The sequence below is a fragment of the Bartonella sp. AA89HNZF genome (assembly GCF_042196905.1).
Classification (GTDB): Bacteria; Pseudomonadota; Alphaproteobacteria; order Rhizobiales; family Rhizobiaceae; genus Bartonella.
Map to the genome: position 1 here is coordinate 18,312 of NZ_JBHIRD010000015.1, position 21,044 is coordinate 39,355.

The window sequence follows — 21,044 nt, forward strand, 5'->3', positions numbered from 1 at the left end:
TATTGGAAAAGAGGATAATTGGAGAAAGATTCTCTCAATTGTTAAAAAGCCTCAGATTATCTTGAAGGTTCTGTAAGTGAGTATTTATTTACCAATTGCTGAAATGTCTCTCAATATGCTGATTTTGATTGGTATGGGAGTCGTTGCTGGTTTTTTTTCTGGTCTTTTTGGAATTGGGGGCGGTTTTCTTATCACTCCTTTATTGATTTTTTATAATATCCCTCCTGCTATTGCTGTTGGAACAGGTGCAAATCAGATGATTGCGTCATCTGTAACAGGGGCGATTACCCATTTTAGAAGACGTACGCTCGATATCAAACTTGGTATTCTTTTGGCGATTGGAGGAGGGGGGGGATCTTTAATCGGGATTCAGATTTTTTCTGTTTTGAAAAAATTAGGTCAATTAGACTTAATGATTTCTCTTCTTTATGTGATTCTTCTTGGAAGTGTAGGAAGCTTGATGATTGTTGAAAGTTGGTATGATATGATGCGCAAGCGTAAGGCAGGAAAAGCCAATATTCGTCTTGCTGGTCGACATAACTGGATTCATCGCTTACCGTTAAAAATGCGTTTTCGGACATCTATGATCTATGTCAGCATTATTCCAGTTTTAGGGATTGGTCTCATTGTAGGGTTGTTGTCTTCTATTATGGGAATTGGTGGGGGGTTCTTTATGGTACCAGCATTGATTTACCTTCTGCGTGTTCCAACCAATGTGGTGATTGGAACTTCACTTTTTCAGATCACATTTGTGTCTTCTTTCACGACAGTTTTACAAAGTATGACTCATCAGTCCGTTGATATTGTCCTGGCTTTTTTATTAATGCTGGGAGGAAGTATTGGTGCGCAATATGGAACACGGGCTGGACGGAAGTTAAAGGCGGAACAATTGCGTATGGCACTTGCGTTTTTGGTGTTGATTGTGTGTATGCGTCTTGCTTTTCAATTATTTATACGCCCCGATAATCTTTTCTCTCTGGATATTCTTATGAGATAAAAATGGGTAGATTATTTTCTTTATGCATCATTACAAGTTGCTTTTGTTTTGTTTCTTTTTCTACATGGTCACATGTTGGGACGACAGCGACATTCGTTGATCAAGTTGATCACGAAACTGTTCAAATTATCGTAACAACAAATACGATTACTGTGGATGCAAATTTTGCTGGTCGTGATCTTTATATTGCTGGTGTTTTGGAAAATATTGATCCGTTATATGCTCGACAAAACCGTTATGATGTTGTTGTGAGCTTGGAGGGACAAGATCGGACAATGGTGATGCGAGAAAAAAAACGTAATGCCGGTGTTTGGGTTAATACAGATTCTCTTATTTTTAAAAAGGTTCCTCTTTTTTACTCTATGGTCACAACACGTGAAATTGACGATATTACGAGTGTTGAAGATTATAAACGCTTGGGGTTAGGATTACTTTATTTGCCATTGCAGACGGATGAAAAAGATCAGAAAAAAATACAGATCTTTCGCGATGAGCTTATAAAACTGCAAAAAGCCAAAAGCCTTTATTATGAGGAAGTAGGGGGTGTTCGTTTTGGTTCTGACACGCTTTTTACTGCACATTTTCGTTTACCAACCAATATTCCTGTTGGACATTATAAGGTTCGTGCTTATCTTTTTCGTGATGGTCAGTTTATTGATAGTACAACAACGACTCTTGAAATTGTTAAAGCACATATCGCTTATACAATTTTTTACGCAGCACATAAGTATCGTTTCTTATATGCTATTGTTGCGGTGATCATTGCTGTTACCACAGGATTTTTATGTCGTTTGATTTTTCGAAAAGACTAGCGCAAGGAAAATGTTGAGGCTTTTATTTTTTATGAAAAATGCGTAAGATAAGAAAGATAGGCACAACAACAATCGCTCCCGTCATGGTGATATGAAAGAAGTTTGTGAGCGTTATAAATCCTGTTGCCCATAGAGACTGAAAAAAATCTATAATTTTCTGTATGAGACTTTTGGGTGTCCATCCCAAAAAATTCATTATGATGCCAATAAAAAATGAAAGGATGAGCAATTTTAAACTAACATGGTGGCTTAATGTGCCTCCAAGAAAAGCACGAAAAGAATCTGACAATTTTTTCTTTCGGTTCATTTTAATATACTTTCGAATATCTTGTTTTTTATTGTATCATCATAGTACAGTGATGTCATTGTCATAACAGTGATGTCATTGTCATAAAAGAGAAAGATCTTTTATTTTTTCTTACTTTTTTGGAGTGCATCACTTTAGTACTGGTGTAATATCAGTGCTTTAAAATATACGCGCGTTCTCTTGCCTTTTTTGCGATATTTTCATGGCGCTTTTTTCATTAAATGAAGAGATATCCTTTCGTTTCTGAGAATTTGTAGGGGAGTTTTATAGCGTTTCGATATTTCGTATTAGGATAAGAGTTCTAGTCTATTGAAGATTTTATAACAGATTTATTATTGTTGTGTATAGAAATAATATTTCAAGGCATTTTACTTAAAAAAAGACTATCTATTCTGATAAGGGTGTGCTTATATAGGTATTATATTTAGGTATTTCAACCTTAGTGCATTGAAAAGATATTTTTTGCTGAAAAAATGTAAGCAATGAAGTAAGTGTTGTTAGAGGAGCAAAGGTATTTAAAATACGATGTGGGAAAAAGTTTTGTTATGTGCGGGTGTGTAAAAGAATATCAGAGGGCCATGCTCCTTTTATTTAGAAATAAAATATAATTTAAAAGCTGTTATTTGGCAGAGGATTATGGAAAAATTCAAAATTCCTCTTGTAGGGGGAGGAGATTATGTCGGTTGATGGGTGAATTTTCCTGTTTTGTTAAAATGTCAAATTGTTATTAGAGCTCTTTGTTATTAAGGCGCTTAAGCTAACGAGGAAGAGTCTTTTGATGGCATAAAAAGACGAGAGGAAAGAAGAGACGCGCTTGCCCAACAAAAGAGAGAAAATAGTGGTTTTATAGTCTTCAATCGTAGGCGTTATGACATCATGAATGGCTCTGTTATGGGGGAGCATTCATTGTATGTCAGAGTGTTTGTTGTTGCATGTTTTGGTTTGTCTTGGCTTATAGGTATGGGCAGAAGGCGTGGTTGGTAAGTGGTGTTGTTTGAAGGTTTTAATACTTTAGTTTGAGGCGCTTATGGATCATCTAACCTTATTATTAAGCATGTGCTTGTTGTGTGGGAAATTTATATAATAAACTTTAAAAGGAAAAGTCTATGAACTTGAAGAAAAAAATATTAAAGAATAGCAGCTCTCTTGTTTCTGCTTTTATAGCACTGGGGATGATTGCACAACAGGTTTCAGCAAAAACTCCCGCTGATACCCTTGTGATGGCTTGGAATATTGATTCAATTAGTACATTTGATCCCGCTCAACTTAGTGATGTTTATGGAAGTGAAATTGTCCGCAATGTTTGTGATAGTTTGGTCAGTACCGCAACGGATGATCCTGCTAAAATGGTTCCGGCATTAGCTACACATTGGGATGTTTCAGGGGATGATCACAGTACGGTGATTACTTTTCATTTGCGTGATGGTTTGAAGTTTAATGATGGGCGATCAGCCAATGCCAATGATCTTGTTTGGGGTATGAAGCGGATTGTCAAATTGAAGATGACCAATGCGGCAATTTTTAATGAATATGGAATTACAGAGCAAAATGTTGATGATGCTTTGCAAGCCCCAGATAAGAAAACAGTGGTGATGAAATTTGATAAGCCTTATCCAGCAGAGCTTATTCTTAATAATATTGTTGCAAGTCCAGCAACAGCTTTGCTTGATCGTAAGACAATTATGAAGCACGAAAAAGATGGCGATCTGGGAAATCAGTATTTGAAGAGTCATGCTGCTTGTGTTGGTCCTTATCAGTTAAGCAGTTGGCGCCCTGGAGAAGCTCTTTTGTTACGTGCGAGTTCCCATTATTGGGGCGAGGCGCCTAAATTGAAGCAGATTCTCATTCGCCATGTTATGGAGCCTGGAACACAACGTTTATTGTTGCAAAAGCATGATATTGATGTTGCTCGTGATTTGTCCCCTGAAGATCTTGCAGATCTGCAAAAAACAACAGATGTTAAAATCGAAGAAGTGTTAGAGCCATCCATGATGTATTGGGGATTTAACATGACAAATCCCATTTTTGCTAAGGAAAAAGTACGCTTGGCGATGCGTTATCTTATTGACTATGAAGGTCTTGGCAAGAAGCTTCTCAAAGGGATTGGTGTTCCACGGGCAAGTTTTATTCCTCTTGGTAACTTTGGGGCTCTGGATGAAAAAGAAGGACAACCCTTTACATTTGATGTTGCAAAAGCCAAGCAGCTTTTAGCAGAGGCCGGTTATCCGAACGGATTTGAGGCAAATTTTCTTGTCTCAAATGCTCCTTATAGGCTGTTGGTTGCTCAGTCACTTCAAGATAGTGCCGCACAGGCAGGGGTGCGTCTTAAAATTGAGCGTTTGGCAGGTACACAGTTGTTTTCCAAACTTTATGCTCGGGCTTTTGATACGATTTTTGTCGGATGGAATAACGATTCTGCGGATCCCCATACAATGGCTTCACGTCTTGTTTATAACCCTGATAATCGGTTTGAGGCAAAAAATACCGCCTATCCTAGTTGGCAGCATGGGTATTTTGATGCCAAGATGAATCAAAAAGTTGAAGAGGCGTTATTTCAAAAAGATCCGCAAAAACGAGCGCAACTTTATGCTGATTTACAACGTGAACTGATGCAAAAAGGACCTTATGCGTTTATCTTTCAAAAATATAGCGTTATCGCGATGACACCTGATATCAAAAAGTGGGTTTGGAATAGTGCGCCACAAATTTTTTATAGTAAAATTGAAAAATAAGTGTGTCTTTAAATATTGTAAAATACAACAAAAATGAAATCATAATAACTTCAGCGTTTTGCATAGTGTTCAAGAACTTTGTAATACGCTGGAGATCATGGGGAATGATTGGATATGTTGTTGAATATTTCTATTTTAAAAGGGATCTGTCATTTTCATTAAAGATGTGTTGGTATGGATGTTAAAACTGAATATTTCAACTTCTGTGAAGTGAAAAGTGGTAAATTTATTTGCTCAAAAATCAGTGCAACAAATGTCGCGGAATTTTAGCATTGCTGAAGAAGCAAAGACTTTGCAATGGTGAATAAAAGTTTTATTATGGAGAAGGTACGAGGAATATCAGTTTTTATGGTGTCTATGTTTCTTACTTTGAAAGATGGTAAGATGCCAATTGGAGGGTGTTATTTTACGGGGAGTGATGAGAAATTGCAAGTTTCCTTTTGAAGAAGGAATAAAAGTCGTTGTACTTGGCAAATTGATGAATTTTTCTGTTTGATCGAAACGTTAAATTATGATGAAGGCTTTTTATTATTAAAACACTTGAACCAACAGGGGGTGCTTTGATGACATTAAAAAAACGTCAGAAAAAACAAGGGGAAACTTGTTTAACAAGAGAGAAAAACAATAGAGGTTTGTTAGTCTTTAATCGTAGCATTATGCTCTCATGAATAGGCTCTGTTACTGGTAAGCGTTTATTGTATAGCAAAAGTGTTTGCCATTGCACGTTTTGGTTTAGCTTATAAGGGTGGGCAGGAGGAGTGATTGGTAAGTAGTGGTATTTGAAAGTTTGAATACTTTGTTTGAGGCGTTTATGTATCGTCTCATTTTATTATTTAAATATGTTTGTGTTGCGTGGAAAATTTATACAATAAACTTTAAAAGGAAAAGTCTATGAGCTTGAAAAGAAAAATATTGAAAAGGAGCAGCTCTCTGGTTTCTGCTTTTATAGCACTGGGGATGGTTGTACAACAGGTTCCAGCAAAAACACCCGCTGATACTCTTGTGATGGGGTGGAATCTCGATTCAATTAGTACATTTGATCCAGCGCAAATCAATGATCGTTATGGGAATGAAGTTCTTGTCAATGTTTGTGATAATTTAGTTGACCCCGCTAAAGATAATGCAGCTAAAGTTATTCCTTCTTTGGCCAAAAGCTGGGATGTTTTAAGTGATGATCAGAAAACGGTGATCACTTTTCATTTGCGTGATGGTTTGAAGTTCAACGATGGTCGTTCTGCTAATGCTTATGATCTTGTTTGGAGCATGAAGCGGGTTGTTAAATTGAAGATGGCTACTGCGGCGACATTTAATGAATATGGTATTACAGAACAAAATGTTGATGAGGCTTTTCAAGCACCGGATGAGAAAACGGTGGTGATGAAATTTGATAAACCTTATCCAGCAGAGCTCATTCTTAGCCATTTTGCCACTAGTCGTACTCTTGCCTTGTTGGATCGAGAGACAATTATGAAACATGAACAAGATGGTGATCTGGGAAATCGGTATTTGGCAAGCCATTCTGCCTGTGTTGGTCCTTATCAGATAAGTAGCTGGCGTCCTGGAGAAGGGATTTTGTTGCGTGCAAGCTCCAATTATTGGGGTGAGGCACCTAAATTAAATAAGATTTTAATTCGCCATGTTGCGGAGCCTGGAACACAACGTTTATTGTTGCAAAAACACGATATCGATGTTGCACGTAATTTGTTGCCAGAGGATTTAGCAGATCTCCAAGCTACAACGGATATTAAAGTTGCAAGAGTATTAGAGCCATCTGTAATCATATGGGGATTTAATGTGACGAATCCAATTTTTGCCAATGAAAAAGTGCGTTTGGCGATGCATTATCTTATTGACTATGAAGGACTCGGTAAGACGCTTCTTAAAGATGTTGGTGTTCCACGGGCAAGCTTTATTCCTCTTGGTAATCTTGGAGCTTTGGACGAAAAAGAAGGACAACCCTTTAAACTTGATCTGCAAAAAGCAAAGCAGCTGTTAACTGAGGCTGGTTACCCAGATGGTTTTGAGGCCAATATTTTTGCAGGGGCATCTCCTTATCCTTTTGCTTTGCCTATTGCTCAGTCTCTCCAAGATAATGCAAAAAAAGTGGGAGTGCGCTTTAAAATTGAACGTTTTGTGGGGACGCAATTATTTTCAAAACTCTCTGCACGTGCTTTTGATACGATTTTTTTCGGATGGAATAATGATTCTGCTGATCCTCATACAATGGCTTCACGTCTTATTTACAATCCGGATAATCGGTTTGAGGCAAAAAATACCGCCTATCCTAGTTGGTGCCATGGGTATTTGGATGAAACGATGAATCAAAAGGTTCAGGATGCTTTATTTGAAAAAGATCCACAAAAACGGGCGCAAATGTATGCTGATTTGCAACGTGAATTTATGCAGAAAGGACCCTATGCTTTTATTTATCAGACGTATCATACGATAGCGATGACACCTGATGTCAAAAAATGGGTTTGGAATAGTGCTCCACGTATTTTTTATAGTGCAATTGAAAAATAAGTGGATTTTAATGCTGTAAAATACAACAAGAATGAAATCATGATAACTTCAGCGTTTTGTATGGGGGTAAGAATTTTGCAAAACGTTGAAGCTTTATCAGTAACGCATTGATATGTTGTGTATAGAATGTAATTTCAAGATACGCTATTTAAAGAGCTCTTTTATCCTATCACGCCATAAAACACTGTTGTTTAGAGCGGTGATATAAGGCATGAAAAGCTTTACATATTAAGTGTTTTTAGATACCGTGATCAGTACAGGGCATGGTTTGGGCTGTCCGCGCCTATGCAGGAAACCGCATGAGTGGTCAGCAAGTGGAACTTGCCCCGTGAGAAGCTAGTCCGGTGGATTGGTAGAAATCTCCATCCTTTGAGATGTTGGGAGGAGGTTAATTTCATTAAAATTAAAAATGTGTTTGTGTGAATGTTAAGACTTAATATTTCAATTTCTGTGAATTGAAAAATGGCAAATTTATTTGATGAAAAAATAAGTGCAACGAATGTTGCGGAATTTACTGTTTCCGAAATAGCTGGGGCTTTAAAGCGTGTTGTTGAGGAGAAGTTTGGTTATGTACGGGTGCGTGGGGAGATATCAGGTTACCGTGGTGCTCATGCTTCAGGACATGCTTATTTTGCTTTAAAAGATGATAAGGCGCGGTTGGAAGCTGTTATTTGGCGTGGAGTGATGGAAAAGCTCAAATTTCCTCCTGAAGAAGGGATGGAAGTGGTCGCTGTTGGTAAACTTACGACGTATCCAGGATCATCAAAATATCAAATTGTCATTGAAGCTCTTGAACCAACAGGGGTTGGTGCTTTGATGACACTTCTTGAAAATCGTAAGAAAAAGTTTTTAGAAGAAGGCTTATTTGATGAAGCAAAGAAAAAAACTTTGCCTTATATGCCCCGAATTATAGGCGTTGTAACATCACCAACAGGTGCTGTTATTCGTGATATTATTCACCGTATATCCGATCGTTTTCCTTTGCATATTTTGGTTTGGCCTGTACGTGTTCAGGGGGAAACAAGTGGGAGGGAAGTCGCTGCTGCTGTTGAAGGTTTTAATGCGTTGCCTTTAGGAGGCGTTGTTCCTAAGCCTGATCTTCTTATTGTTGCGCGGGGAGGGGGAAGTTTAGAAGATTTGTGGGGATTTAATGACGAAGCCGTTGTTCGTGCTGTTTATAACTCTTCTCTTCCTGTTATTTCTGCTGTTGGGCATGAAACGGATTGGACCTTGATTGATTATGTGGCTGATTGGCGCGCTCCAACTCCCACAGCCGCAGCAGAGCGGGCTGTTCCTGTTAAGCTTGATCTCGAGGTGCTAGTGGCATCGCTTGGTGCACGTTTGCGTACGGGACTTGCGCGTTATTTTGATTTTTATCGACAAAAACTGCGTGCTACTCTAAGAGCTCTTCCGACTGCTGATCAACTTTTTGCTCTACCACGGCGAGGTTTTGATGAAATTTCAAGTCGTTTGCAGCGTGCTCTTTGTGTAAGCTATGATAAAAAACGTTTTTCTTTTCATGCACTTGGTGTGCGTCTTTCACTGCGTTTACTTAATACTGAAAAAGCAGAACACAATACGAAGGAATATACTGCACGTCTTCAGCGTGCTTTTGTGCGCAATGTTGAAAAACAACGGGCTGGGTTAGAGGTAGCCTCTAGGCTTTTAAGAAGCACTTCGTATCAGAATATTTTGGAGCGCGGCTTTGTTTTGGCTTTGGGGAAAGAGAATAAGCCCATCAAACGGTTGGTACAGATTCCTGAAACGGGGCAAATAAATTTACGTTTTTTTGATGGTGATATCAGTGTTGCAACACAAGAGCCTGTTTCTGCTAAACGTTCAAAACACAAGCAAATAAAATCGTCTAGCGATGATCAAGGAACCCTCTTTTGAATACAACAACATATTGATTTATATTAGATAATTTAGCAATATTCATATTGAATTAAAGCTCCGAATAACGTATGATTCTCTCATTGCAAATATGTGTATCTTGAATCAATCAAAACCACTTGCTTGCACATTACAAGTGGGGGCCCCATGAGGGTAAAAACTGTACAAGAAAGGACTAAAAATGGCTCTTATGAACCGTTTTAATGCAAGGTCTGTTACACTATTGGGGGATGGCAAATATAATGATGGTGCTGGCTTGCTTCTTCACAAACGTAAAGATGGGGGCGCTCAATGGTTTTATCGTTATACCATTCATGATCGACGCCGTGAAATGGAAGTGGGTGCTCTTTGAGAGATGTTTTTTTTAAACGAGCCCGTGAATGTGCAACTGGGTGGCGTTCTATTTTACGGTGAGTGCCATGCTTGCGGAAGGTCTTCTTAAGGGAGTGGATGGAAAAATTCGTTGCGCATGGGCCGGAACTGATCCACTTTATTGTGCTTATCATGATAATGAATGGGGAAAGCCTGTTGTAGAGGATATTTGTTTGTTTGAAAAAATTTGTCTTGAAGGTTTTCAAGCAGGACTTTCTTGGTTGACAATTTTAAAAAAACGCTCTTCTTTTCGCATTGCATTTGATCATTTTGATTTTGAAAAAATTGCTCATTATGATGAGTTAAAGGTGCAAATGTTGATGCAGAACAAAGATATTGTTCGCCATCAAGGAAAAATTCGATCAGTACTTAATAATGCACTTAGAGCACAAGAAATTATAATAGAGTGGGGGAGTTTGTCCCACTATTTTTGGTCTTTTCAGCCACCACAATCAGAACATTATGAAAAGATAGACTTTCAAACACTGTTGGCTCATCCCATAACACCTGCTTCTCTTCGTCTTTCTCAAGATTTAAAGAAACGTGGCTGGACATTTATTGGTCCAACGATTTGTTATGCTTTTATGCAGTCCGTAGGGATTGTCAATGATCATCTTGAAGGATGTTTTTGTCGATAAATTGGTAAAGTCGCGTTCGTGAAAGCAATGATCAATAGGCTAATAATTGAATTATTTAATAAATGTACAGATTATGCACTCCATTGTATAAGATAATTGAAATATACAAACTTATACAAGATTGATGATTTTTTACGGTTGTTGGCAATCAAAACGACAAAGCGATAATTTTGAAGATGAAAAAACAGATGCAAAAAGAAGTGATATCTAATTGTCATGTATCTGAAGTTAGATAATGGTAATGTCTTGTATATTTTAAAGAAACATCTAGTTACACCAAAGCCCATTTTGCAACGCTGTTCGTGAATGGTATGATAGTAAACCCATTGTTGCATTCCATCTTTAAGCTTATGAAGGAACAAATCGGCATCATCACACATTTACTAGCTCTCAATGTTGTGCAACAGTCTTTAGCATTGGTAATGGTTTCAGAATAGGTGTTTTTATTTCTGTTAATGACATGACCGTTATAATTAATGAATGTTTTATTCATGTTTATTGACGAATGCAAAGTGTTTTTTAGATGGGGATGCTGTTGTTGCATTCTTTTACTTTGCTTGTATGGCTGTTGGTTATTTGTATATAGATCGATTGCTCAATGCTTACCTAAGCAATAAAAATGAAATGCAGCGATGAAAAATTGAAGTTAAATGACTCAAGCTGCTTGTGTTAGGTTTTATTATCTGATAGTTTTTCTCTATTAGAGTGTGATCTTGCCGCGTGTGCGCTCCAATTTTTTGGAAGATGATGAAGCTTATGCAAGTTTGTATCCACTACATTGCTTCGTTGAATCTCTGTATGTTTCCGCTGGAAACGAGAGTTCTATTGCGGTATGTTGTTTTCTGTTCTATCTTTATAGTGGTAAAGCAATGATGCACACTAAAGTTTAGAAGGGTTTATATTCGTTATGTCTTTGGGGGGAGCGTCTAATGAGTTTTGTTTTTATCAATGGGGAGATACATTTTAGTGTATATTTTTTTGATTGTAAGCTTTATTATCTCAAAAGATAAAGCGTGGAGGGAATGATTCTTCTCATTTTTCCTTTATCTTTGTTAACGCGTTTGGTTTTGTTGGTAAAAACGTAAAACTTTTGGCACTTAGTTTTCAAAAGATTAAGCAGATTTTTGTGGGGGTGGCGTTTTAGAAAAGATATTTTCTTATGTCTTTCTGCTGTTTCAGTGCCGTTTTGGTCATGTAATAAAGATGCGTCGTATCTTGAAATTGAGTGTTTGAGGGGGATGACTATTTTTAAAGTTTGCATATTTTATTTTAAATATCGCCTAAAGGAATAGAATAATGAATTCATAAATTGTTGCGTAATGATTTTTTAAAAGCTCACTATTTTTTTGGGGCGACAAGGCTTATTGATGATTAATAGGGAACTGATATAGTGCATTATCATATGCAAAGATGTTATGAAAAGAATGTAATACTGGTTAGCAAAACATATATTGCATGTTTGCTATGGTTTATTGAGACGTAAGTCAATGAATTTATGATGACTCTGTATAGGTGATTAGAAATATAGGCGATTAAAACGTATTTATTCAATGTTATAATTATAAATTTGCTATATTATTTCAGCGTCATTAATTGATAAAAAATAAATAAAGGGGAAAGTTTATGAACTTGAAGAAAAAGATATTAAAGAATAGCAGCTCTCTTGTTTCTGCTTTTATAGCTTTGGGGATAGTTGCACAACAAGTTTCAGCAAAAACACCGGCTGATACTCTTTTGATGGCTTGGAACCTTGATGCAATTAGTACATTTGATCCCGCCCAACTTAATGATGTTTATGGAAGTGAAATTGTTCGCAATGTTTGTGATAGTTTGGTCAGTACCGCAACGGGTGATCCTGCTAAAATGGTTCCGGCATTAGCTACACATTGGGATGTTTCAGGGGATGATCACAGTACGGTGATTACTTTTCATTTGCGTGATGGTTTGAAGTTTAATGATGGGCGATCAGCCAATGCCAATGATCTTGTTTGGGGTATGAAGCGGATTGTCAAATTGAAGATGACCAATGCGGCAATTTTTAATGAATATGGAATTACAGAGCAAAATGTTGATGATGCTTTGCAAGCCCCAGATAAGAAAACAGTGGTGATGAAATTTGATAAGCCTTATCCAGCAGAGCTTATTCTTAATAATATTGTTGCAAGTCCAGCAACAGCTTTGCTTGATCGTAAGACGATTATGAAGCACGAAAAAGATGGCGATCTGGGAAATCAGTATTTGAAGAGTCATGCCGCTTGTGTTGGTCCTTATCAGTTAAAAAGTTGGCGCCCTGGAGAAGCGCTTTTGTTACGTGCAAGTTCCCACTACTGGGGACAAGCGCCTAAACTGAAGCAGATTCTCATTCGTCATGTTGTGGAGTCAGGAACACAACGTTTGTTGTTGCAAAAACATGATATTGATGTTGCTCGTAATTTGACCCCTGAAGATCTTGCAGATCTGCAAAAAACAACAGATATTAAAGTTGATAGAGTGTTAGAACCAACTATGATGTATTGGGGATTTAATACGACAAATCCCATTTTTGCTAAGGAAAAAGTACGCTTGGCGATGCGTTATCTTATTGACTATGAAGGTCTTGGCAAGAAACTTCTCAAAGGGATTGGTGTTCCACGGGCAAGTTTTATTCCTCTTGGTAACTTTGGGGCTCTGGATGAAAAAGAGGGGCAACCCTTTACATTTGATGTTGCAAAAGCCAAGCAGCTTTTAGCAGAGGCTGGTTATCCGAATGGATTTGAGGCAAATTTTCTCGTATCAAATGCTCCTTATACTTTGTTACTTGCTCAGTCACTCCAGGATAGTGCTGCACAGGCCGGGGTGCGTCTTAAAATTGAACGTGTGGCAGGTACACAGTTGTTTTCAAAAGTGAATGCAAGGGCTTTTGATACGGCTTTTCTCGGATGGAATAACGATTCTGCGGATCCCCATACAATGGCTTCACGTCTTGTTTATAACCCTGATAATCGGTTTGAGGCAAAAAATACCGCCTATCCTAGTTGGAAGCATGGGTATTTTGATGCCGAGATGAATCAAAAAGTTGAAGAAGCATTGTTTCAAAAAGATCCGCAAAAACGGGCGCATCTTTATGCTGATTTACAACGTGAACTGATGCAAAAAGGACCTTATGCGTTTATTTATCAGCAATATAGCGCTATAGCGATGACACCTGATGTCAAAAAATGGGTTTGGAATAGTGCGCCGCGTATTTTTTATAGTAAAATTGAAAAATAAGTGTGTCTTTTTAGTGTTATCAAAGCTAAAAAGAGCTTAATCATAATTGCATGATGAAAATATTCTCCCATATAAAGCTCTTCAGTTTTTTAAGGATGAAACGTGAGGGATGTTTGTGTAGTAGCAGTATATAATTAAGATCGTTTATAGGGAGCGATGAATATAGAAAGTTATATTGGGGAGGATCTTTGTTTATGGTTATAGATTCTCTGCATCCCGAATATAGACTGATGTACAAGAAAATTATTTTATAGATGCTTAGTTTGATTAAATGAAATTGATGTCTAATGCTATGCTATTTAAAAGGTGAAAGAGCAAAATCACAATCACTTTGTGTGAAAAGGTAGAAGAATACAAAAGGAAGAGATAAAATGGGAAAACAAAGAATATTAAAAAAATTTTCTATTTTATTAAGCTCAATCGTTTTTTTTAATGGGGCTGTAACATCGGCATTCAGTGCCTCATCTAAAGATATATTGGTAATGGCATGGAATATTGATTCAATTAGTAGTTTTGATCCAGCGCAAACTGTTGAGGTTGTGACGAGTGAGTTATTGACGAATATTTGCAGCGCGTTAGTACAATATGATGAGCATGATCCTACAAAAATTCGTCCTGCTATGGCAAAATCTTGGGACGTTTTAGATAATGGCAAAAGAATAGTCTTTCATCTTCGTGATGATTTAAAGTTTAATGACGGAAGGACGGCCACAGCGCAAGATCTGGTATGGTCGATGCGACGGATTATAAAATTAGGATTAAGCTATGCTCAATCTTTAATGGATTATGGATTTACCAAAAACAATATTGAAACAAATATTCAGGCTCTTGATGATAAGACTTTACAATTAAAATTAGATAAACCCTATCCTATTCAGCTCATATTGACTGTTATTGGACAATCTTATGCTTCTGCTTTGCTTGATCGGAAAACAATTGAAGCACAGAGTATTAAAGGTGATATGGGGAATAAATATTTAGCAACACATTCAGCTTGTGTTGGACCTTATAAATTGGTGAGCTGGTCTCCAGGAGATAAAGTTGTGTTAGAGGCGACACAACATTATTGGGGCGATGTGCCTAAAATTAAGCAGATTGTTGTGCAGCATGTAGCGGATTCATCAAGTCAAAGACTTCTTTTGGAAAAAGGTGATGTGGATATAGTGCGTGATCTTTCTTCAGAGGATATTTTAGATCTTGAAAAAAAGGGAGGACCAGTCAAAATTAGTCGTGTTTTGCGTCCGCAGATTATTTACCTATCGTTAAATAATAAGAATGCAATTTTTGCGAATGAAAAGGTCAGATTGGCACTTCGTTATTTAGTTGATTATGAAGGTCTTGGGAAAACTGTTTTGAAAGGGATTGCTATTCCTCGGGCAACTTATATGTCCTTGGGTGTTCCAGGTGCGTTGGATGAAAAAGAAGGGTTGCCTTTTCAGTTGGATTTGAAAAAAGCAAAACAACTGATTACTGAAGCTGGTTATCCTAATGGGTTTAAAGCTAATCTTTTAGTTGGAAGCCTTAGTTATATGTCGTCTGTTGCACAGTCTATTCAAGCCAATGCACGCAAAATTGGTGTTGAGCTTACAATTGAAAAAATGGCACAAAATCAATTGTTGAGCCGTGTACGTGGTGGAAATTATGATACTGCACTTATGGGGTGGGGGAGCGCCGATCCTGATGGACATCCTGCTTCATTAAATCACGTGTTTAACCCTGATCCAACATTTACAAAAAAGCACAATATGTATTTAGCTTGGCGCGCTGGGTATTATGATGAAAATGTTAATAACATGGTGATGGATGCTTTGTTTGAGAAAGACCCCAATAAGCGTATCATGCAATATCGTACTTTACAGCATTATGTGCTAGAGCATGGTCCTATGGTTTATTTATTTCAGACATATTATACCGTTGGTATGGGGCCTGATGTCAAAAAATGGATTTGGAACAGTTATAGACTTTATTACAATGAAGCAGAAAAATAAAAAGAAGCATGTTATAGAAAAGGATTGTAGAACATGCTTAATAAGAGATTGTTTTGTTATATAAAAAGGTATTTGCTTTATGTTTTGTCGCTACAGAGGGGATTTTTATAATGGTTTTGCCACTTTCAGAGACTGAAAGAGCTGTATCAGAAAAGCAGAAAAAATTATTTTTATGGGATTTTTTATGCAAAGGATTGAAACTTCTTATTTCAGTTTTTATCACATTGCTTGGGTTGGTGACGATCACTTTTTTTCTTGGTCATCTTCTTCCTCTAGATCCAGTTCTGTCTATTCTTGGTGATAATATCAGTCAGGAAGCTTATGATGCAATGTATTATAAGCTGGGTCTTGATAAGCCGTTGATTGTCCAATATTGGAAGTATCTTCATAATGTATTTTTGTTTGACTTTGGAGATGCTTTAACTTCTGGGCGACCTGTTCTAGCCGATATTATGCGTGTATTTCCTGCAACATTAGAGCTTGCAACCGTTGCTATTGTTATTGGCACAAGTCTTGGAATTCCATTTGGTGTTTTTGCAGCAATGTATCGCGATTCATTTATTGATTATGTTGTCCGTGTTTTTACACTTGTAAGTTATTCTACTCCAACATTTTGGCTCGGATTAATGGCGTTGTTAATATTTTACGCCAAGCTTGGCTGGATTGGTGGCCCAGGACGACTTGATTTTCTTTATGAATATTCTTTTGAACCAAAAACAGGATTTTTCCTTTGGGATACTGCAAGCCAAGGAAAATGGGAGGCTTTTGGTAATGTTTTTAGTCACGTTATTATGCCTGCTTTGATCTTGGCTTTCGGTGCTATGGCTTATATTAGCCGTATGACTCGTGGGTTTATGATTGAGCAGCTTAATCAGGAATATATCATTACTGCACGTGTAAAGGGATTATCGTGGGCGCGAACCGTTTGGGGGCATGCCTTTCGAAATGCTGCTGTTCAAATTATTACCGTTGTTGCACTTTCTTATGCTTTTTTATTAGAAGGGGCTGTTTTAACTGAGACAGTTTTTGCTTGGCCTGGTTTTGGACATTACTTGACAAATGCTCTTTTAGCCGGAGATATGAATGCAGTTGTAGGATGTACTTTGCTTGTAGGATTTATCTTTGTCGCCATTAATTTATTTTCTGATTTGCTTTATCGCATTTTTGATCCAAGGACACGTTGAATATGACAGTAAGTAATCATCATAAATCGCAATCATCATCTTCTTTGGGTAGTTGGTTAAACGATCCTGTTCCAAACTCCATAATTCAAGCGAACATACAAAGAATTTATCACGCACTGGCTAAGTTTTTTCATAACTTTTCGGCTGTATTCGGTCTGCTTATTATTTGTATTATTATCATATGTGCATTTTTTGCTCCTTGGATTGCTACGCATGATTTTCTTAGCAATGATCTAGGGCATCGGTTACAGCCACCCTCTATGGCGCATTATTTTGGAACAGATGAATTGGGACGTGACATTTTTAGTCGCCTTGTTTTTGGTTCCCGTATTACTCTTTATGTTGTTTTTCTTACAACAGTTATTGTAGGTCCAATAGGGCTTATTGTTGGAACTGTATCTGGTTATATGGGCGGATGGGTTGATACTGTGCTCATGCGCATTGTCGATATTTTTCTTGCTTTTCCAGGTTTGATTTTAGCTCTTGCATTTTCAGCCGCATTGGGACCAGGGATCGAAAATGCTTCTATTGCAATTTCAATTGCAGCATGGCCACCAATTGCACGTTTAGCACGTGCTGAGACTTTGACAATACGTTCTTCTGATTATGTTTCTGTAGTTCGCCTGCAAGGGGCCTCTGCTTGGCGAATTATTTTGTTTCATGTTGCACCCATGTGTATTCCTTCAGTGATTGTACGATTAACTTTGGATATGTCTGGAATTATTTTAACGGCTGCTGGTCTTGGTTTTTTAGGGTTGGGAGCTCAACTTCCAAGTCCTGAATGGGGTGCGATGCTTTCTTCAGGGCGGGAATTTATGATGACAAATTGGTGGTTGGCGGCAATACCAGGCTGTGCAATATTATTTGCAAGTCTTGCTTTCAACCTTTTAGGTGATGGTCTTCGTGATGTATTGGATCCACGCAATGGGTAATAAATTATTAGAAGTAGAAGATTTACGTATTTCTTTTCCTACAACGCGCGGCATTTCAGAAGTTGTGCGTGGCGTTAGTTTTTCTGTTGGAAAAGAAAAAATTGGAATTGTTGGTGAATCCGGATCTGGAAAATCGATGACTGGGCGCGCAATACTAAGGTTGAGTCCAAAAGCAGCCATTGTTAAAGCTAAAAAAATGCGCTTTGAGGATGTTGATTTATTGGCTGCAAGTGAACCTCAGATGCGAAAAATCCGTGGGAAACGTATTTCAATGATTTTACAGGATCCAAAATATTCACTTAATCCATTAATACGGATCGGGGAACAGATTATGGAGGCTTACCGTATTCATTACCGTGTTTCAAAAGCTGAAGCGAGGGAGCGCACCATATCTATGTTAGAATCTGTTCATATTCGTGATCCTGAACATGTGATGCGTCTCTTTCCTCATGAAATATCTGGGGGGATGGGGCAGCGCGTGATGATTGCAATGATGCTCATTCCAAAACCTGATTTAATTATTGCCGATGAGCCAACATCTGCACTTGATATTACGGTCAGACGACAAGTTTTATCTGTATTAGATGAACTTGTGACAAAATCTGGAACGGGACTTATTTTCATTAGTCATGATTTAAATATGATTGCTGATTTTTGTGATCGTATTTTGGTGATGTATGCGGGCCGTGTGTTAGAAGAGTTGCCTGCTTCTGATTTGTCTCACGCTTGTCATCCTTATACAAAGGCGTTGCTCGCGAGTTTGCCACGGCTTGATAATCCAGTTGATATTTTGGCTGTTCCTGAGCGTGATCCTGATTGGTTGTATAATCCTACGATTGTTAATGGTGTTGAGGAGGTTCCTCATGACAAATTGTGAGAATATTATTGATGTTTCTAATTTATCTGTAACTTTTGGGCACAGGCATAAGGCAGTAACAGTTGTTAAAAATGTTAATTTTCATATTAAGCGTGGTGAAGCTTATGGTTTGATTGGTGAATCTGGATGTGGAAAGTCAACTATTTTGAATACATTGGTGGGGCTCATTCCAGATTATAGTGGAAAGTTCCTTTTTGCTGGACAAGAAGTTGAAAAGAAAAGAAGTAAGGATTTTTTACGCTGTATTCAAATGGTTTTTCAAGATCCTTATGCTTCGCTGCATCCAAGAAAAATGGTCCATACGGTTCTTTCTGAATCGCTCAAAATCCATGGGATGGATAATCAAAGAGAGCGTGTGGAGGATGCTTTAGATTCCGTTGGTTTAGATTCTTCATTTCTTTATCGTTATCCTCATGAGTTGTCTGGAGGGCAGCGTCAGCGTATTGCTCTTGCACGTGCTTTAATTATTGAGCCAGAGGTGTTATTGCTTGATGAGCCAACATCTGCATTGGATGTGTCGGTACAGGCTGAAATTTTAAATTTGTTGAAATCACTGCGCGTGAGAAAAAAGCTTACTTACTTAATGGTATCCCATGATCTTGCTGTTGTTGCACATATTTGTGAACGTGTTGGAATTATGCATAAAGGGATTATTCTTGAAGAGCTTAGCAATGATGAATTGCGTAATCTACATGCGCAACACGATTATACAAAGGAGTTTTTTGAAGCAAGTATAGAGCCTATTGTTCATAGAGAGCAAAGAGCATGATCAATTTTACAGAAGAGAAAGTGCAATTTTATTTGTTTTAAAGTTTTTAGAGATGTTTGGCGGCATTATTAAGAGGGAAGGGGATAATAGGATTTTTTCAGTATGAATTTGCTGGGCAGTGTTTGAGCTATAATATTTTAAATCCTATTAGAACTCGCATTTTGAAATATACGAGTGACTTATAACATACATCCCTTTGTTTGATATTGTTGCATTATTTTTACTTATCATTTTATGTTCAAAAGTTTTATTTTGAGATTTTAAGCATTAAATTTGTGAGAAATAACAAAAGATAGTAATGCTGTATTTTCTAAAATAGCTTCTCATTATTTTACAATATCATTTTGTTTTTGGTTATTCTCTTTTTTACAGTTTTATTCTTTATAAAAAGAATTTTTTGTAAAAAATATCCAATGTTAAATAACTGTCTTCAAATATTTCACTGTTTTCTATTAAAAAAACGCTTATAATAAGCTAGAAAGGAACGCGTATAACCTTGGCATTAGGCAATGATACTTTGGTTGCAAGTTATACGGCAGATACAATAATAAACGTTTCTTCTATTTCGGCGGGGAAGGATTATTATGTTTATTTGGTTTCTGATGGAAGACAGTCTCATAAATTTGTTTTATCAGAAAACTCTACGTATCCAAGGAATTACACAGTGAGTAATTCGCGAAAGATAGGAGGGTTCCATACGCTCTGTGCGGATGTTGGTACGATTTCCGGTCATTCATTGTCTGGTTATAGAGCAGGGGATATTTTACCCAATTCAGTTTGGTGTCTCAATCACCGTCCGCATAGTTCACCAGAAGGTATGGTTTATGACCCCTCTACAGATCTTTGGGTTGATATTTATCTTCAGTCAGGGACGGGTCACAATACCCGCTCTGCGTATAATGTTCCTATTACGACGAACCGCCTACAAACAGATCACATATCGGATATGCTGCGTGTTAAGAAGGCTTTGCTCAATAATACAGAATTTACCTCTGCGATGTATGGAAGTAATGAAGGTGGTGTGATTCAAGGCAAAAAAGCACCTTCACCAAAACATTCTGGAGGTCATAAGAATACGGCAAATATACGGATGATTTCGCATATCGGTTGTGAAGATGGTTGCGGTTATGTTTGGCAATTTGTGAGAGATGTTTGTTTCATGCAAACGGTAACTGGAACCTCACCAAATGTACAGTTTAAAAAAGATATGTATGCATTGTTAGCTGGTGGAGACTGGACTGATAGTACGAATATCAATTCACATCTGCGTGCAGTTATTATACGGAATGCCATTTATGAATCGGCTGGCGCCCGTGGCTGTAGTTATCCACGGCATTTTGTTTAGGAGGGGTAGATGATAGATTATCCAGAACATTTAAATAGCAAGCAAGATTATCTGAACATGCTTTCTTTTGACAAAGTTGAAACAGTAAGAAGGCTAGAGATGCTTTTGACAACGCGTTTTTATTGGTTTTTTGTCAAAGAACTCAGTGAAGGGGAAGAGGGGGTAGAAGATGATACGCATAAGGTTTGTCGAACAACAGAAATACCGTTTGATTCAAATGGTGATTTTGTCGAAAAGCGTTGTCAGTATGAATTACAGGAAAGTGAATATGCGCCGCTCTTTCAGCTTGGCTTTGGTGTTGACGAAGTCGAGCAGCTGATCAAAGAGCATAGTCAATAGAGATCATAAGAAAACATTTTTATCCAGCTCCACTTTTGTGGGGCTTTTTTTATGGAGCGTCAGATGAGAAAGATATCGAAAGAAGGA

At 37.6% G+C, this 21,044-nt stretch carries 15 protein-coding genes and 1 pseudogene; 15 read left to right on the plus strand and 1 reads right to left on the minus strand.

The window, feature by feature from the left end:
- Positions 1–76: 76 nt before the first annotated feature.
- The gene (locus ACFIN0_RS07280; protein WP_375607288.1) at positions 77–997 is read left to right on the plus strand and encodes a sulfite exporter TauE/SafE family protein; all 921 of its coding nucleotides are present in this window, start codon (positions 77–79) and stop codon (positions 995–997) included.
- A 2-nt stretch (positions 998–999) separates the two neighbouring features.
- Positions 1,000–1,809, plus strand: a complete 810-nt coding sequence (locus tag ACFIN0_RS07285; RefSeq protein ID WP_375608511.1) for a TIGR02186 family protein — start codon at positions 1,000–1,002, stop codon at positions 1,807–1,809.
- A gap of 22 nt (positions 1,810–1,831) precedes the next feature.
- On the opposite strand, the gene ACFIN0_RS07290 is transcribed toward ACFIN0_RS07285, so the two are convergent.
- Positions 1,832–2,116 (minus strand): DUF6460 domain-containing protein, encoded by a 285-nt coding sequence (locus ACFIN0_RS07290; RefSeq protein ID WP_375607286.1) that lies wholly within the window; start codon positions 2,114–2,116, stop codon positions 1,832–1,834.
- A 1,106-nt stretch (positions 2,117–3,222) separates the two neighbouring features.
- Here ACFIN0_RS07290 and ACFIN0_RS07295 point away from each other — a divergent pair.
- From ACFIN0_RS07295 to ACFIN0_RS07355, 13 genes and pseudogenes are all read left to right on the plus strand, one after another.
- Positions 3,223–4,848: an ABC transporter substrate-binding protein gene (locus tag ACFIN0_RS07295; RefSeq protein ID WP_375702217.1), complete on the plus strand. Its 1,626-nt coding sequence runs from the start codon at positions 3,223–3,225 to the stop codon at positions 4,846–4,848.
- Between the two features lie 891 nt (positions 4,849–5,739).
- Positions 5,740–7,371, plus strand: a complete 1,632-nt coding sequence (locus ACFIN0_RS07300) for an ABC transporter substrate-binding protein (protein ID WP_375607284.1) — start codon at positions 5,740–5,742, stop codon at positions 7,369–7,371.
- A gap of 462 nt (positions 7,372–7,833) precedes the next feature.
- Positions 7,834–9,264, plus strand: coding sequence for an exodeoxyribonuclease VII large subunit (xseA, locus tag ACFIN0_RS07305; RefSeq protein ID WP_375610799.1), 1,431 nt, complete (start codon positions 7,834–7,836; stop codon positions 9,262–9,264).
- Between the two features lie 181 nt (positions 9,265–9,445).
- Positions 9,446–9,675, plus strand: a pseudogene (locus tag ACFIN0_RS07310) (Arm DNA-binding domain-containing protein); the annotation flags it as partial.
- 8 nt (positions 9,676–9,683) lie between these two features.
- Positions 9,684–10,274, plus strand: coding sequence for a DNA-3-methyladenine glycosylase I (locus ACFIN0_RS07315; protein ID WP_375609564.1), 591 nt, complete (start codon positions 9,684–9,686; stop codon positions 10,272–10,274).
- 1,623 nt (positions 10,275–11,897) lie between these two features.
- Positions 11,898–13,523: an ABC transporter substrate-binding protein gene (locus tag ACFIN0_RS07320; protein WP_375702218.1), complete on the plus strand. Its 1,626-nt coding sequence runs from the start codon at positions 11,898–11,900 to the stop codon at positions 13,521–13,523.
- 371 nt (positions 13,524–13,894) lie between these two features.
- A complete protein-coding gene (locus ACFIN0_RS07325) occupies positions 13,895–15,511 on the plus strand; it encodes an ABC transporter substrate-binding protein (protein ID WP_375686682.1) in 1,617 nt (538 codons plus the stop codon).
- Between the two features lie 110 nt (positions 15,512–15,621).
- Positions 15,622–16,695 (plus strand): ABC transporter permease, encoded by a 1,074-nt coding sequence (locus ACFIN0_RS07330; RefSeq protein ID WP_375702219.1) that lies wholly within the window; start codon positions 15,622–15,624, stop codon positions 16,693–16,695.
- 2 nt (positions 16,696–16,697) lie between these two features.
- Positions 16,698–17,627, plus strand: a complete 930-nt coding sequence (locus ACFIN0_RS07335) for an ABC transporter permease (RefSeq protein ID WP_273790732.1) — start codon at positions 16,698–16,700, stop codon at positions 17,625–17,627.
- Positions 17,620–18,504 carry an ABC transporter ATP-binding protein gene (locus tag ACFIN0_RS07340; protein WP_273790733.1) on the plus strand — a complete coding sequence of 295 codons (885 nt, stop codon included), beginning with the start codon at positions 17,620–17,622 and terminating at the stop codon, positions 18,502–18,504. Before ACFIN0_RS07335 ends, ACFIN0_RS07340 begins: the two co-directional genes overlap by 8 nt.
- Positions 18,491–19,273 carry an ABC transporter ATP-binding protein gene (locus ACFIN0_RS07345; protein WP_273790734.1) on the plus strand — a complete coding sequence of 261 codons (783 nt, stop codon included), beginning with the start codon at positions 18,491–18,493 and terminating at the stop codon, positions 19,271–19,273. Before ACFIN0_RS07340 ends, ACFIN0_RS07345 begins: the two co-directional genes overlap by 14 nt.
- A 496-nt stretch (positions 19,274–19,769) precedes the next feature.
- On the plus strand, positions 19,770–20,618 hold the full coding sequence (locus ACFIN0_RS07350) for a hypothetical protein (RefSeq protein ID WP_375702220.1): 849 nt from the start codon (positions 19,770–19,772) through the stop codon (positions 20,616–20,618).
- A 9-nt stretch (positions 20,619–20,627) separates the two neighbouring features.
- On the plus strand, positions 20,628–20,957 hold the full coding sequence (locus ACFIN0_RS07355) for a hypothetical protein (RefSeq protein WP_375702221.1): 330 nt from the start codon (positions 20,628–20,630) through the stop codon (positions 20,955–20,957).
- The last annotated feature ends 87 nt before the right edge of the window (positions 20,958–21,044 follow it).

What these genes read in the sequence shown, in the direction of transcription:
- ACFIN0_RS07285 (WP_375608511.1), top strand. Translation starts at nt 1,000, where the DNA reads ATGGGTAGATTATTTTCTTTATGCATCATTACAAGTTGCTTTTGTTTT.
- ACFIN0_RS07290 (WP_375607286.1), bottom strand. Translation starts at nt 2,116, where the DNA reads ATGAACCGAAAGAAAAAATTGTCAGATTCTTTTCGTGCTTTTCTTGGA.
- ACFIN0_RS07295 (WP_375702217.1), top strand. Translation starts at nt 3,223, where the DNA reads ATGAACTTGAAGAAAAAAATATTAAAGAATAGCAGCTCTCTTGTTTCT.
- ACFIN0_RS07300 (WP_375607284.1), top strand. Translation starts at nt 5,740, where the DNA reads ATGAGCTTGAAAAGAAAAATATTGAAAAGGAGCAGCTCTCTGGTTTCT.
- xseA (WP_375610799.1), top strand. Translation starts at nt 7,834, where the DNA reads ATGGCAAATTTATTTGATGAAAAAATAAGTGCAACGAATGTTGCGGAA.
- ACFIN0_RS07315 (WP_375609564.1), top strand. Translation starts at nt 9,684, where the DNA reads ATGCTTGCGGAAGGTCTTCTTAAGGGAGTGGATGGAAAAATTCGTTGC.
- ACFIN0_RS07320 (WP_375702218.1), top strand. Translation starts at nt 11,898, where the DNA reads ATGAACTTGAAGAAAAAGATATTAAAGAATAGCAGCTCTCTTGTTTCT.
- ACFIN0_RS07325 (WP_375686682.1), top strand. Translation starts at nt 13,895, where the DNA reads ATGGGAAAACAAAGAATATTAAAAAAATTTTCTATTTTATTAAGCTCA.
- ACFIN0_RS07330 (WP_375702219.1), top strand. Translation starts at nt 15,622, where the DNA reads ATGGTTTTGCCACTTTCAGAGACTGAAAGAGCTGTATCAGAAAAGCAG.
- ACFIN0_RS07335 (WP_273790732.1), top strand. Translation starts at nt 16,698, where the DNA reads ATGACAGTAAGTAATCATCATAAATCGCAATCATCATCTTCTTTGGGT.
- ACFIN0_RS07340 (WP_273790733.1), top strand. Translation starts at nt 17,620, where the DNA reads ATGGGTAATAAATTATTAGAAGTAGAAGATTTACGTATTTCTTTTCCT.
- ACFIN0_RS07345 (WP_273790734.1), top strand. Translation starts at nt 18,491, where the DNA reads ATGACAAATTGTGAGAATATTATTGATGTTTCTAATTTATCTGTAACT.
- ACFIN0_RS07355 (WP_375702221.1), top strand. Translation starts at nt 20,628, where the DNA reads ATGATAGATTATCCAGAACATTTAAATAGCAAGCAAGATTATCTGAAC.